We start from the raw sequence: 13,548 nt of genomic DNA, 5'->3' as shown, positions 1-13,548 counted from the left end.
AGCCCCCTATGTCCCCACCTTCCCACGACCCCAAGCCCCGCCATGCCGAGGCCTCCGGCCGGCCCCCCGCGCGCGGCTTGCTGGCGCAGCTGGGTCGCGCATTGCTGTGGGTCACGGGCATCGCTCTGGCGGGCGTGGCCGGGCTTGCGCTGCTGGTCGGCCTGGCGCTGGCGGTGGCCTACCCCAACCTGCCCGACATCTCCGAGCTGGCGGATTACCGGCCCAAATTGCCGCTGCGCGTGTACTCGAGTGAGGGCGTGCAACTGGCCGAGTTCGGTGAAGAGCGCCGCAACATGACGCCGATCGGCGAGATCCCGCAAGTGATGAAGGACGCGGTGCTGGCGATCGAAGACGCGCGCTTCTACGACCACGGTGGCGTGGACTACAAGGGCGTGGTACGCGCGGCACTGGCCAACATGGGCCAGCTCAAGAGCCAGGGCGCCTCCACCATCACGATGCAGGTGGCGCGCAATGTCTACCTGACGTCGGAGAAGACGTACACGCGCAAGATCTACGAGATGCTGCTGACCTTCAAGCTGGAACACAGGCTCAGCAAGGACCAGATCCTGGAGATCTACATGAACCATATCTTCCTGGGCAACCGGGCCTATGGTTTTGCGTCGGCGGCGGACACCTATTTCGGCAAGCCGATGAAAGATCTCAGCATCGCCGAGGCGGCCATGCTGGCGGGCCTGCCCAAGGCCCCGTCGGCCTACAACCCGATCAGCAACCCGAAGCGGGCGCGCGTGCGTCAACTGCACATCATCGACCGCATGCTGGAGAACGGCTTCATCACGGCGGCCCAGGCGTCGGCTGCCAAGACCGAGGAGTTGCGCATCCGTTCAGGCGGCGAGGCCAACCGGGTGCATGCCGAATTCGTGGCCGAGACCGTGCGCCAGCTGATGTACGCGCAGTATGGCGACGAGACCTACACGCGCGGGCTGAACGTCTACACCACGCTGAACGCCGCCGATCAGGACGCCGCCTACCGCGCGCTGCGCAAGGGCTTGATGGATTTCGAGCGCCGCCAGATCTACCGCGGCCCAGAAAAATTCGTCACCCTGCCCACCGACCCGGCCACGTTGGAAGACGCGATCGACGATGCGCTCGCCGAGCATCCGGACAACGGCGATGTGCTGTCGGCCATCGTGCTGGAGGCCAATGCCAAACGCATCGCCGCAGTGCGCGCCAACGGCGACACAGTGGAGATCACCGGCGACGGCCTGAAGCCGGCGCAGTCGGGTCTGGCCGCTAGCGCGCCGCCCAACATCAAGATCCGCCGCGGCGCGATCATCCGCGTCGTGAAGATGGCCAAGGGCGGCTGGGAGATCACCCAGCTGCCCGAGGTCGAAGGCGCCTTCGTCGCCATGGACCCGCGTGACGGCGCGATCCGTGCGCTGGTCGGCGGCTTTGACTTTCAGAAGAACAAGTTCAACCACGCCACGCAAGCCTGGCGCCAGCCGGGCTCCAGCTTCAAACCGTTCATCTTCTCTGCTGCGCTGGAAAAGGGGTTCACGCCCGCGACGGTGGTGAACGATGCACCGCTGTTCTTCGACGCCGGCTTCACCGGCGGCCAGCCCTGGGAGCCGAAGAACTACGACGGCAAGTTCGACGGGCCGATGAGCCTGCGCACCGGCCTTGCGAAGTCCAAGAACATGGTGTCGATCCGCGTGCTGCAGGCCGTGGGCCCGCGCAACGCGCAGGAGTGGGTTTCGCACTTCGGCTTCGACAGCGACAAGCACCCGGCTTACCTCACGATGGCGCTGGGCGCAGGCTCCGTCACGCCGATGCAGATGGCCACCGCCTATTCGGTCTTTGCCAACGGCGGCTACCGCGTCAACCCCTGGCTGATTACCAAGGTCACCGACCAGAAGGGCCGCACGTTGGTCGAGCCCCGGCCCCATGAGCTGGACGAATCGATGCGCGGCATCTCGGCGCGCAATGCCTTTCTGATGACCAACCTGATGGGCGAAGTGACCTCGCGCGGCACTGCAGCACGCGCGCAGGCCACGCTGAAGCGGCCCGACATCTACGGCAAGACCGGCACCACCAACGACGCGATCGATGCCTGGTTCGCCGGCTTCCAGCCGACGCTGACGGCGGTGGCCTGGATCGGCTATGACACGCCGCGCAACCTGGGCGCACGCGAAACCGGCGGTGGCCTGGCACTGCCGGTGTGGATCAACTTCATGGAAACGGCGTTGAAGGGCGTGCCGGTGGCGCCACTGGTGCCGCCCGCCGGCGTCGTCAACAACGGCGGCGAGTGGTTCTACGAAGAGTACGCGCGCAGCAGCGGTGTGAGCAGCCTGGGCCTGGAGACACCGCCCCCGGCCAATGGCATGCCGCCTGCGGCTGCCCCCCCACCGCCCGAGGAGCGCAACCGCATCCTCGACCTGTTCCGCAACTAGGCGCCCGTCGGAGCCCTAACCCGGCCGAAACGCCAGCGGCTGGCCGGCCTGCACGCTGGCGTCGCGCGAGAGCTGGTCGAAGAACTCGGCCTGGCCCTTGGTGTCGCGCCACTGGCCGCTGTCAACCTTGTAGTGGTAGCCGCCGGAGCGGGCCGCAAGCCACACCTCGTGCAGCGGCCTTTGCAGATTCACCACGATCTGGCTGCCGTTGCGAAAACTGATGGTGACCATGCCGCCGCTGCGCTGGTTGTCCAGATCGGCATCGGTGCTGTCGTTGATGCGGTCGCAGCTCGCTTCCACGGCCGCGAGCAGCTGCTCGGCGCGGTCCAGGAATTCGGGGTCGGTCATAATTTCCGCCATGTGCAAAGTGACCCGCATTCTAGTAATCGCCCTCGTCCCGCTGATCGTGACAGCCTGCGGCCAGAAGGGTGATCTGGCGTATGGCCCTGCGCCCGGCGGCACGCGCGCCTCACTGGGCCAATCGCTTGTGCCCACGCTGCCAGCCGCCGCCGCATCGGCGCCAGTCAGCACGCAGTACGGCACGCCGCCGCTGCCCCTGCCCGGGCGTTAATCGGCACCACCTGCGATCTCACGGTCGCCGGTCCACGCATCGTTCAAAGTCTCGCCTGCAGAGCGCGCGGGCCTTGTTTTGCACATGGCACGGGCACGCACGGCTGCCTATCATTCCTACCTTTTGCTCTGCCTGCCCCATGACGTCCACTCCCCTGCCCGGCCATCCCCATGTGCACCACCACGACGGCGTGCTGCAGGTCGAAGACGTTTCGGTGGCGGCGCTGGCGCAGGCGCATGGCACGCCGCTGTTCGTCTACTCCAAGGCCTCGATGCTGGCGGCGCTGGCGGCTTACCAGCGCGGCTTTGCCGGACGCCGCGCACAGATCCACTATGCGATGAAGGCCAACTCGTCGCTGGGCGTGCTGCAGGTGTTTGCGCGCGCGGGCTGCGGCTTCGACATCGTCTCCGGCGGCGAACTGCAGCGCGTGCTGGCCGCCGGCGGTGATGCCGCCAAGGTGATCTTCTCGGGCGTGGGCAAGACACGCGCCGAGATGCGACTGGCGCTGGACCATGGCATTGCCTGCTTCAACGTCGAAAGCGCGGCCGAGCTGGAGGTACTGGACGAGATCGCCCGCCAGGCCGGCCACAAGGCACCGGTCAGCATCCGCGTGAACCCGAACGTCGACCCCAAGACGCACCCCTACATCTCCACCGGCCTGAAGGGCAACAAGTTCGGCGTGGCACACGAGGAGGCGCTGGCGCTGTACCGCCGCGCTGCCAGTCTGCCGGGCCTGCGCGTGGTGGGCATCGACTGCCATATCGGCTCGCAGATCACGCAGGAGGCGCCCTACCTGGACGCGATGGACCGCGTGCTCGATCTGGTGGATGCGATCGAGGCAGCAGGCATTCGCCTGGAACACATCGACTTCGGCGGCGGCCTGGGCATTGCCTATGGCGGCCCTGGCGACACTGCACCACCCGCAGCAGACAGCCTGTGGGCCCAGCTGCTGGCCAAGCTGGATGCACGCGGCTATGGCGACCGGCTGTTGATGATCGAGCCCGGCCGCTCGCTGGTTGGCAATGCCGGCCTGTGCGTGACGCAGGTGCTGTACCTCAAGCCGGGCGAGCAAAAGAACTTCTGCATCGTTGACGCGGCGATGAACGATCTGCCGCGCCCGGCCATGTACCAGGCCTTCCACCAGATCGTGCCGGTAGCGCCACGCGCAGATGCGACCACCGTCTACGACGTGGTCGGCCCGGTGTGCGAAAGCGGCGACTGGCTGGCACGTGACCGGGCGCTGGCGGTGCAGCCCGGCGACCAGCTGGCCGTGCTGTCGGCCGGAGCCTATTGCATGAGCATGGCCAGCAACTACAACACGCGCGGCCGGCCGGCCGAGGTGCTGGTCGATGGCGCCCAGTCCCACCTCATCCGCGCGCGCGAGAGCGTGACGGACCAGATGCGGGGCGAGGTGCTGCTGCCGGCGGCTTGAAGCGGCGCCACACGCGCCACAGCAGCAGCGCGCCGAGGATGGCGGCGTAGACGGCCACTTCGGCAAAGTCGTTCTTGCCCGAGCGCATCCAGAAGAAGTGCAGGATGCCCAGGCCGGCGACGGCGTAGACCAGCTTGTGCAGCGTCTGCCAGCGCTTGGCGCCCATGGCCTTGATGGCGCGGTTGAACGAGGTGGCGGCCAGTGCTGTCAGCAGCAGAAAACCCAGGAAGCCCACCAGGATGAACGGCCGCTTGATGATGTCGGCCGTGATATCCGCCACGTCGAAGCCCATGTCGAACCAGGCGTAGCACAGCAGGTGCACCGCCACGTAGAAATACACAAACAGGCCCAGCATGCGGCGAAAGCGCGCCAGCGCCGGCATGCCGGCCAGCACGCGCAACGGCGTCACGGCCAGCACGATGCACAGGAAGCGCAGCGTCCAGTCGCCAGTGGCGCGGATGAGGTATTCGGCCGGGTTCGCACCGAGGATGTTGGCCTGGCCGAGCTGGGCCTGGAACACGTTCCACACCAGCCAGGCGAAGGGCAGCGCGCACAACGCGAACAGCACCGGCTTGGCGGCCGGGTGCAGCAGCAGGGCCTTCACGTCAGTAGTTCTTCTTCAGGTCCATGCCGGCGTACAGCTGGCCCACCTGGGCCTCGTAGCCGTTGAACATCAGCGTCTTGCGCTTCTTGGCGAACAGGCCGTCTTCGCCGATGCGGCGCTCGGTGGCCTGGCTCCAGCGTGGGTGGTCGACCTCGGGATTGACGTTGGAGTAGAAGCCGTATTCGTTGGCAGCGGCCTTGTTCCAGGCCGTCTCGGGCTGCTTGTCGGTGAAGCGGATCTTGACCAGGCTCTTGGCGTTCTTGAAGCCGTATTTCCACGGCACGACCAGGCGCACCGGCGCGCCGTTCTGGTTGGGCAGCACCTCGCCATACATGCCGAACGAGAGTAGCGTCAGCGGGTGCATGGCCTCGTCCATGCGCAGGCCTTCGGCGTATGGCCAGGTCAGCACGCGCGAACCGACGAAGGGCATGGTCTTGGGGTCGGCCAGCGTCAGGAATTCGACGAACTTGGCGCCGGGCTGCGGCTCCACGCGCTGGATCAGTGTGCTCAGCGAATAGCCGACCCAGGGGATCACCATGGACCAGCCCTCGACGCAGCGCATGCGGTAGGTGCGCTCTTCCTGCGCGCCCATCTTGAGCAGGTCTTCCAGGGCGTATTTGCCGGGCTTCTTGACCAGGCCTTCGATCTCGACGGACCAGGGCGCCGTCTTCAGCGTGTGGGCATTCCTGGCCGGGTCGGCCTTGTCGGTGCCGAACTCGTAGAAATTGTTGTAGGTGCTGGCGTCCTTGTAGTCGGTCAGCTTCTCCATCGTGACCGCGCCGGCCACAGCGGATTTGGCGCCGGGCAAGGCCGCGAGCTTGTTCGGCCGTGCCGCTTGCGCCCAAGCTTCGCGCTGGGCCCACGTCGCCAGCGCGGCGCCCGCAGCGCCGGTTGCCATCCAGCGCATCAGGTCGCGCCGGCTCTGGTAGGCGCCTTGCGCAGTGATCTCGCTGGCTGCCGGGTGGGTGAAGCCGTCGGAATTCGTCTTGATCAGCATCGTGCTTCCTGTCGTGAACATCGCCCGCCGCCAAAGTGCGTCAGGGCCTTGCGCTCTAGTACGTTGGAACAGCCGCCATGGTTGCAGCCGGCACGAAATAAAGATGTCAGAGGGTGCCGTAACTGTGCAGGCCGCTCAGGAACATGTTGACGCCCAGGAAGGCAAAGGTGGTGATGGCCAGGCCCACCAGCGCCCACCAGGCGGCCACGGTGCCGCGCAGACCCTTCATCAGCCGCATGTGCAGCCAGGCCGCATAGTTGAGCCAGACGATCAGCGCCCAGGTTTCCTTCGGGTCCCAGCTCCAGTAGCCACCCCAGGCCTCGGCCGCCCACAGCGCGCCCAGCACGGTGGCGATGGTGAAAAACGCAAACCCGACGGCAATCGCCTTGTACATGACATCGTCCAGCACCTCGAAGCTGGGCAGGCGCGACGCAATGCGCCGGCGCCCGAACAGGATGCCCGCGACGATCAGCGCCGAGATGCCGAAGTACACCGCCCAGTAGCTGCTGCCGCCCTCAGCCCCGCCCTGGCGGAACACGATGGGCTCGAAGCACAGCACGATGCCCAGCAGCCACAGCGGCGCCAGTCGCCACCAGCGTGTCTCGCCGGCCTGCTGCTTGATCAGGTAGGCAAAGGCCACCATCGCTGCCAGCGCAAAGGTGCCGTAGCCGATGAAGTTGGCCGGCACGTGCAGCTTCATCCACCAACTCTTCAGCGCCGGCACCAGCGGCTGGATCTCATGCGCCTCACGCACCACCGTGTACCAAAGCAGAAAGCCCACTGCCGCGCTGACCACCAGCATCACGAAGGCGCCGAGTGCGCGCGTGCGGTATTGGGCCTCGAAGTACAGGTAGAACGTCGCCGTCAGCCAGCAGAACAGCACGAACACTTCATACAGATTGCTGACCGGAATGTGGCCGATGTCCGGGCCGATCTGGTGGCTCTCATACCAGCGCACCATGGTGCCGACCAACGCCATGGTGACCGCAGCCCAGGCGATGCGCGAGCCGAGCAGATCCAGCGCGGCTGCGGGGTTGCGCGACACCATGCCGCCCCAGTAGAAGGCCGTGCTGATGAAGAACAGCATGCTCATCCACAGAATGGCGGACTGGCTGGACAGAAAGTACTTGAGCCAGAACACCTGGTCGGCGCGCGCCAGGTCGGCCTGGCCGTCGACCTGGTAGAGAGCCATGGCGACGAGCGCCAAGCCGGCCACCACCAGCACCAGGGCCTTGAGCGGCCGCCAGAACCAGCCGAGCCAGATCAGGCTGGGCACGGTGCCGGCGAGGATCCACTTCTCGTAGATGTCCATGGACGCGTGGTAGCGCGAGAACGCCAGCACGCCGCCGGCCACCACGAGCAGGGCGAACACCCAGTCGAACCAATTGCGGCGGGACAGGAATCCCTCGTTCAGCACCAAGGTGTCTTCATGCGTCACGGTGTTCATGGTTTGTCTCCTGTTGCGCCGATCAGTTTAGTGGCGAGCACCTGGAACTCGCGGTCCACGTCCATGGTCTTGCGGTTGGACGACAGGGCCATCGTGGCCGCCGTGCCCCCATCTTGTGGGGCCATCCAGACCCAGAGCCGGCGCTCGCGCACGTACAGCATCGCAAAGATGCCGACGATCAGCAGCAGGCAGCCCAGGTAGACGATGTTGCGGCCCGGCGCGCGCGCCACCTGGAACACGCTGGCCTGCACCTGCGTGAAGTTGCTGAGCTGGAACGCCATGGGCGCGGGGTAGATCTGCGCGTCGCTCAGCGACAGCACGGCCTGCGTCATGAAGGCCTGGGTTTTCTCGCTGGTGTCCAGCGGTTTGGCACCGGCACGCTCCTGCGCCATCTGCACCAGCTCGAACAGCACGCCGTTCAGGATGCGGACCAGCACTTCGCTGGCGCGGCCGCGTTCGGCCTCGGGTACGTTCGATTCCATGAAGTCGGCGATCGCCTGCAGCCCACCGGGCGCCGTGGACGTGCCGCCCGCGCTGCTGTCGCCGGCGAACAGCGCCAGCGCCTTGGAGGCCGACGTGGCGAGCTGGTCCGCCAGCTCCGGCCGCCCCGGGTCGACGGCGCGGGCTGCATAGCGCCGCACGGCGGCGTCCCGCTGCTCGGCATCGAGAATCGCCACGCGCAGCCGCATGAAGGTGTCCATCGTGCCGGCTTCATCGGCCGGCACGCGCAGGTAGCGGAAGGACTCCGCTGGCGTGTCGCGCACGCCGAGCAGGAACGAGGGCGCACCGTCGCCGGTGTCCACGGGCAGCATGTAGTTGTGGTACTCACGCGCCTGGCCGGCCGCGTCGCGCAGCTTGTAGTTGATGCTGGGCCCGACGTTGCGCAGCTCGCGCTGCGTGACGGTCTTGTTGCCAGCGCCCAGGCGCGCGTCGATGGCGCCACGCAGATCGACCTTGCGCACATCGACCGGCGCGCCGGCACCGGCGCCGAAGTTCTCGACATTGATGACACGCAGCGCGGTGTATTCCAGCGTCATCTTCTCGCCGCCGGGGCCTTCGCCGCGCGTGAGTTCGGAGCTGCCGCCGATGATGCCGTCGATGCTGAAGGGCTTGACGCCCGGCGTCAAAGGCACGGCCGTCAGCTGCACGCTGGAGCCCCCGTCGTCAAAGCTGGACTGGTAGATCTCCACGCCCTTGTAGCGTGCCGGATGGTTCACCTCGACGCGCGCCGGGGTCTGGGCGCCGGTCTCGCGGTCGTGGATCACGATCTCGCTGGCGAACAGCTTGGGCATGCCGGTGGAGTAGTACTCGACGATGAACTTCTTGAGTTCCACGGCGAAGGGCAGATCCTGCAGCAGCACGCCGTCGGACTGGGCCAGGATGGCGGTGCTGGACTGCGTGCCCTCGGCCACCATCAGGTTGCCGCGGAAGGTGGGGTTGCGCACCGACAGCCGGTGCTCGGGCGCGACGTCGGCGATCATGCCGCCGCCCTTGTAGACCGTCTTGCCGTTGAACCAGGTCTGCGCCCGCACGACCAGATCGCCATCGAGCAGGCCGCCGATGCACACCAGCACGATGGCACTGTGCGCCGCGATGTAGCCCAGCTTGTTGGCCGCGCCAGCCTTGGCCGCCACCATCCAGCCTTCGCCCTCGGGCGTGTCGCGCCGCTGCAGCTTGACCTTCCAGCCGGCACCGGCCAGGGCGCGGCCGACGCGCGCTGCCGCAGCCTGCGGCGTGCCCTCGATCCGGCCCTGGGCGCGGTGGCCGAAGGCCAGCAGGCTCTGCGCGCGGATGCCCTCCTTGTAGACCTTGAGGTCGGCAAAAATCTTGGGACTGCTGCGGGCGATGCACAGCGTGGTGCTGGTCACCAGGAACGCCAGGATGAGCAAAAACCACCACGCGCTGTACACGGCCGACAGGCTGAGCTTGTCGAACACCTGCGCCCAGAACGGGCCGAACTGGTTCACGTAATTGTTGGCGGGCTCGTGCTGCTTGAGCACGGTGCCGATGACCGAGGCGATGCAGATCACCGTCAGCAGCGAGATCGCGAACCGCATGGACGACAGCAGCTCGACCGTGGCACGCCACGCATGTGAGCCGGTCCGGACGCGAAGGCCGTGTGTGGTGGTGGACATCGTGGTGGAGTTCAGGCCTGCCCAGGCAGACGGGGCCAACAAAAAGCGGGCCGATCCGAAGAAGGGCCCGCCCGTTCGGCCCGATCCTTAGGCTGGAGTTCGGGCATTTGGTTCCGCAACACGCGCGTAGGCGCGCACTCAGCAGCGCAGATCAGCGCAGACCGGCGATGTAGTCGGACACGGCACGGATCTCGCGGTCGTTCATCTTGGCGGCCACGCCGGTCATCTGCAGGTTGTTGTTGCGTGTGCCGTCGCGGAACGCGGCCAACTGCAGGGCGGTGTAGTCGGCGTGCTGACCCGACAGGCGCGGGTACTGGGAAGGAATGCCGGCACCGTTGGGGCTGTGGCAGCCCGCGCAGGCGGCGATCTGGCGGTCGGGAATGCCGCCGCGGAAGATGCGCTCGCCCAGCATCACGAGTTCTTTGTCCTTGGCGAAGCCGGGCTTGGCCTCTTTCGAGCTGGCCCAGTACGAGATGTTGCGCATGTCGTCGGCGCTCAGCGTGGCGGCAAAGCCCTGCATGATGGGGTTGGCACGCTTGCCTTCCTTGTACTCCTGCAGCTGCTTGACCAGGTATTCCGGGTGCTGCTGTGCGAGCTTGGGGTTGGCGGGGATGGCTGAGTTGCCATCGGCACCGTGGCAGGCGGCGCACACGGCAGCAAAGCTCTGTTCACCCTTGACCAGATCGGGCTTGGGCACCTTGGGTGCGGCCGGCTTCCCATCAGCCGCAAAGCCGGTGATGGTCGTTGCCGCGAAGAGGGCAGCCAGGAGCATGGGAGCGAGCAACTTCATATCGAGGGTGGTTTTTTAGGTGCGCAAAACCTCACGATTCTACAATGCGACCCCGCGCCCTCCCGATTGCCGACATGACCGCTCCCGTTCCCGCCGCCACCTCGGCCGCCCCACTTGCCCCCTCGGCGCCCGCCACCGGACCTACCCCCGTCGTCGCCTCCGGCTGGCTGCACACGGCGCGCTTCCTGACCACGGCGCCGCAACTGCAGTTCCTGCCCAAGCTGGATCTGCCCGAGATTGCCTTCGTGGGCCGCTCCAACGCCGGCAAGTCCACCTGCATCAACACGCTGACCCAGCAAAAGCAGCTGGCCTACGCTTCCAAGAAGCCCGGGCGCACGCAGCACATCAACCTGTTCTCGCTCGGCAAGCAGGGCATCACGGATGCGGTGCTGGCCGATCTGCCCGGCTACGGTTACGCGGCCGTGCCCAAGCAAGACAAGCTGCGCTGGCAGCAGGTCATGGCCAACTACCTGGTCACGCGCGAGAACCTCACCGGCATCGTGCTGCTGTGCGACCCGCGCCTGGGCCTGACAGAGCTGGACGAGGTGCTGCTGGAGGTGATACGCCCCCGCGTTGAGCAGGGCCTCAAGTTCCTGCTGCTGCTGACCAAGGCCGACAAGCTCACGCGCATGGAAGCGACCAAGGCCTTGTCGATCGCCAAGCTGCAGGCCGGCGGCGGGCAGGCAATGCTGTTCTCGGCGCTGAAGCGCCAGGGCATCGACGAGGCCGGCCAGCTGCTGTGGCGCTGGGCGCACCCGGACGGGCCGGCCGTGCCGGTGCCGGCATCGGCACCCGAATCCGAACCTCAGTAGACCGAGGCGACCCCGGGCGGGCGCGTCTTGAAGCGCTTGTGCACCCAGAAATACTGCGCGGGCATGGTGGCGATATAGGCCTCCAGCCGCTGGTTCATGAGCGTCGTGTCGGCCACGACATCGTCCGTGGGGAACTGCTCCCAGCCCGGCATCACGCACACCTCGTATCCGGTGGGCGTCATCCGCGTGACCACGGGCACGACGCGTGCCCGGCCCAGGCGCGCGAACCGCGCCAGCGATGGCACGGTGGCGGCGGGTACGCCGAAAAAGGGCACGAACAACGAATCGCGCGCGCCAAAATCCATGTCGGGCAGCAGGTACACGGGCTCACCTGCCCGCAAGGCGGTGACGATGGGCTTGATGCCGTCGCCGCGGTTGTACAGCTTGGCATTGCCGAAGCGCTGGCGCCCCCGCGCCACCCAGGCGTCGACCACGCGGTTGGACTGCGGCGTGTAGATCGTCGCGAACTGGCGCGCGATCTGCTGCGACAGGGCCGTGGCACCGGCGTCCAGGCCGACGAAGTGCGGCGCGAACAGCAGCAGCGGCGATTTGCCGTCGAACTGTGTGAGGTCGCCCGTCATCTGCAGACGCTGGCGCGTGATCTCTGGCCGGCCGTGCCAGAGCCAGGCGCGGTCCAGCCAGGCCTGCAGGAACACGGTGAACGACTGGCGGGCCAGGGCCTCGCGCTCGGCCGCCGGCATGTGCGGAAAGCACAGCGCCAGATTGGTCAACGCGATGTGCCGCCGACTGCCCACCACGCGGTACAGCAACGCTGCCAGCAAGGCGCCCAGGCTGCGAACCCACGGCAGCGGCAGTGGCGCCAGCAGGCGCATCAGCACGATGGCGGCGCTCGACATCATCTCGCGCAGGGCCTCTCGGCGGCAATCACGGGGAGTGGGAGCATGGAACTAGAATCGCGCCGGTCGCTGAGTTATTGAACTACTTGCAGGGCGACCTTAAACAGATCTGCTAAAGCGTTCGCCACATGCTCCCCGCAAGAGGCAACGCGTCACACGTAACTGCCTTTTCACGAAACGATGGAGTGTATTCAATGGCGAACGACTTTCTTTTCACGTCCGAGTCCGTGTCCGAGGGCCACCCCGACAAGGTGGCCGACCAGATTTCCGATGCGATCCTCGACGCGATCTTTCAGCAAGACCCACTGTCGCGCGTGGCCGCGGAGACGCTGACCAACACCGGTCTGGTCGTGCTGGCTGGCGAGATCACGACCAACGCGCACGTGGACTACATCCAGGTGGCGCGCGACACGATCAAGCGCATCGGTTACGACAACACCGAGTACGGCATCGACTACAAGGGTTGCGCGGTCATGGTCTGCTATGACAAGCAGTCCAACGACATCGCACAGGGCGTGGACCACGCCAGCGACGACCACCTGAACATCGGCGCTGGCGACCAGGGGCTGATGTTCGGCTACGCCTGTGACGAGACGCCTGAGCTCATGCCCGCGCCGATTTACTACGCGCACCGCCTGGTCGAACGCCAGGCCCAGTTGCGCAAGGACGGCCGCCTGCCCTTCCTGCGGCCTGACGCCAAGAGCCAGGTCACGATGCGCTACGTGGACGGCAAGCCACACAGCATCGACACCGTGGTGCTGTCGACCCAGCACCACCCCGACCAGAGCGAGACGCCCACGAAGATGAAGGCCTCGTTCGTCGAAGCCATCATCGAAGAGATCATCAAGCCGGTGCTGCCCAAGGAGTGGCTGAAGGACACCAAGTACCTGATCAACCCGACCGGGCGTTTTGTCATCGGTGGCCCGCAGGGCGACTGCGGCCTGACGGGTCGCAAGATCATCGTGGACACCTACGGCGGCGCCTGCCCGCACGGGGGCGGTGCGTTCTCGGGCAAGGACCCGTCCAAGGTCGACCGCTCGGCCGCCTACGCTGCGCGCTACGTGGCCAAGAACATCGTCGCCGCCGGCCTGGCGCGCCAGTGCCAGATCCAGGTGGCGTACGCCATCGGCGTGGCGCGGCCCATGAACATCACGGTCTACACCGAAGGCACCGGCGTCATCTCCGACGAGAAGCTGTCGGCCCTGGTGCAGGAGCACTTCGACCTGCGGCCCAAGGGCATCATCCAGATGCTGGACCTGCTGCGCCCGATCTACGAAAAGACCGCCGCCTACGGCCACTTCGGCCGAGAAGAGCCCGAGTTCACGTGGGAGCGCACGGACAAGGCTGCGGCGCTGCGTGCAGCGGCTGGCCTGTGAAGGCCATCATCCACGCCAGTGGATGCGCAGCCTTGCGCCACAAGGCTGCGGCGCTGCGTGCAGCGGCTGGCCTGTGAAGGCCATCATCCACGCCAGTGGATGTGCAGCCTTGCGCTACA

11 protein-coding genes and 1 pseudogene are annotated in these 13,548 nt (G+C 66.6%); 5 read left to right on the top strand and 7 right to left on the bottom strand.

The window, feature by feature from the left end; genetic code table 11:
* Positions 1 to 8: 8 nt before the first annotated feature.
* On the top strand, positions 9 to 2,408 hold the full coding sequence (locus AC099J_RS04865; protein WP_479614091.1) for a penicillin-binding protein 1A: 2,400 nt from the start codon (positions 9 to 11) through the stop codon (positions 2,406 to 2,408).
* A 15-nt stretch (positions 2,409 to 2,423) separates the two neighbouring features.
* Here the strand turns inward: AC099J_RS04865 and cyaY are convergent, their stop codons facing one another.
* Complete coding sequence (gene cyaY / locus AC099J_RS04860; RefSeq protein WP_479614090.1) at positions 2,424 to 2,756, bottom strand: iron donor protein CyaY; 333 nt, start codon at positions 2,754 to 2,756, stop codon at positions 2,424 to 2,426.
* 10 nt (positions 2,757 to 2,766) lie between these two features.
* Here cyaY and lptM point away from each other — a divergent pair, with 10 nt between their 5' ends.
* Entirely contained in the window at positions 2,767 to 2,979 is a 213-nt protein-coding gene (gene lptM / locus AC099J_RS04855) for an LPS translocon maturation chaperone LptM (RefSeq protein WP_479614089.1), read from the top strand.
* A 139-nt stretch (positions 2,980 to 3,118) separates the two neighbouring features.
* The gene (gene lysA / locus AC099J_RS04850) at positions 3,119 to 4,411 is read left to right on the top strand and encodes a diaminopimelate decarboxylase (protein WP_479614088.1); all 1,293 of its coding nucleotides are present in this window, start codon (positions 3,119 to 3,121) and stop codon (positions 4,409 to 4,411) included.
* On the opposite strand, the gene AC099J_RS04845 is transcribed toward lysA, so the two are convergent.
* The 5 genes from AC099J_RS04845 to AC099J_RS04825 form a co-directional block, all read right to left on the bottom strand.
* Entirely contained in the window at positions 4,347 to 5,015 is a 669-nt protein-coding gene (locus AC099J_RS04845) for a protein-methionine-sulfoxide reductase heme-binding subunit MsrQ (protein ID WP_479614087.1), read from the bottom strand. The two genes, lysA and AC099J_RS04845, sit on opposite strands and share 65 nt — an antisense overlap.
* A 1-nt stretch (position 5,016) precedes the next feature.
* Entirely contained in the window at positions 5,017 to 6,012 is a 996-nt protein-coding gene (gene msrP / locus AC099J_RS04840; RefSeq protein WP_479614086.1) for a protein-methionine-sulfoxide reductase catalytic subunit MsrP, read from the bottom strand.
* Positions 6,013 to 6,118: 106 nt separating this feature from the next.
* Positions 6,119 to 7,459 carry a c-type cytochrome biogenesis protein CcsB gene (gene ccsB / locus AC099J_RS04835; protein WP_479614085.1) on the bottom strand — a complete coding sequence of 447 codons (1,341 nt, stop codon included), beginning with the start codon at positions 7,457 to 7,459 and terminating at the stop codon, positions 6,119 to 6,121.
* A complete protein-coding gene (locus AC099J_RS04830) occupies positions 7,456 to 9,594 on the bottom strand; it encodes a cytochrome c biogenesis protein ResB (protein WP_479614084.1) in 2,139 nt (712 codons plus the stop codon). Before AC099J_RS04830 ends, ccsB begins: the two co-directional genes overlap by 4 nt.
* A gap of 151 nt (positions 9,595 to 9,745) precedes the next feature.
* A complete protein-coding gene (locus AC099J_RS04825) occupies positions 9,746 to 10,384 on the bottom strand; it encodes a c-type cytochrome (protein WP_479614083.1) in 639 nt (212 codons plus the stop codon).
* Between the two features lie 74 nt (positions 10,385 to 10,458).
* On the opposite strand from AC099J_RS04825, the gene yihA reads away from it, so the two are divergent.
* Positions 10,459 to 11,196: a ribosome biogenesis GTP-binding protein YihA/YsxC gene (yihA, locus tag AC099J_RS04820; RefSeq protein WP_479614082.1), complete on the top strand. Its 738-nt coding sequence runs from the start codon at positions 10,459 to 10,461 to the stop codon at positions 11,194 to 11,196.
* Here the strand turns inward: yihA and AC099J_RS04815 are convergent.
* Positions 11,190 to 12,074: pseudogene (locus AC099J_RS04815) on the bottom strand (LpxL/LpxP family acyltransferase); the annotation flags it as partial. The gene yihA and the pseudogene AC099J_RS04815 sit on opposite strands and share 7 nt — an antisense overlap.
* 173 nt (positions 12,075 to 12,247) lie before the next feature.
* On the opposite strand from AC099J_RS04815, the gene metK reads away from it, so the two are divergent.
* The gene (gene metK, locus AC099J_RS04810) at positions 12,248 to 13,429 is read left to right on the top strand and encodes a methionine adenosyltransferase (RefSeq protein WP_479614081.1); all 1,182 of its coding nucleotides are present in this window, start codon (positions 12,248 to 12,250) and stop codon (positions 13,427 to 13,429) included.
* Positions 13,430 to 13,548 lie beyond the last annotated feature (119 nt).

The sequence above is a fragment of the Rhodoferax sp. RT4P68 genome (assembly GCF_056521305.1).
This window is presented reverse-complemented; position numbering and strand designations above follow the sequence as displayed.

Coding starts and splice junctions, on each gene's coding strand:
- AC099J_RS04830 (WP_479614084.1), bottom strand. CDS start 9,594: ATGTCCACCACCACACACGGCCTTCGCGTCCGGACCGGCTCACATGCG.
- AC099J_RS04825 (WP_479614083.1), bottom strand. CDS start 10,384: ATGAAGTTGCTCGCTCCCATGCTCCTGGCTGCCCTCTTCGCGGCAACG.
- metK (WP_479614081.1), top strand. CDS start 12,248: ATGGCGAACGACTTTCTTTTCACGTCCGAGTCCGTGTCCGAGGGCCAC.
- msrP (WP_479614086.1), bottom strand. CDS start 6,012: ATGCTGATCAAGACGAATTCCGACGGCTTCACCCACCCGGCAGCCAGC.
- lysA (WP_479614088.1), top strand. CDS start 3,119: ATGACGTCCACTCCCCTGCCCGGCCATCCCCATGTGCACCACCACGAC.
- AC099J_RS04865 (WP_479614091.1), top strand. CDS start 9: ATGTCCCCACCTTCCCACGACCCCAAGCCCCGCCATGCCGAGGCCTCC.
- lptM (WP_479614089.1), top strand. CDS start 2,767: ATGTGCAAAGTGACCCGCATTCTAGTAATCGCCCTCGTCCCGCTGATC.
- cyaY (WP_479614090.1), bottom strand. CDS start 2,756: ATGACCGACCCCGAATTCCTGGACCGCGCCGAGCAGCTGCTCGCGGCC.
- yihA (WP_479614082.1), top strand. CDS start 10,459: ATGACCGCTCCCGTTCCCGCCGCCACCTCGGCCGCCCCACTTGCCCCC.
- ccsB (WP_479614085.1), bottom strand. CDS start 7,459: ATGAACACCGTGACGCATGAAGACACCTTGGTGCTGAACGAGGGATTC.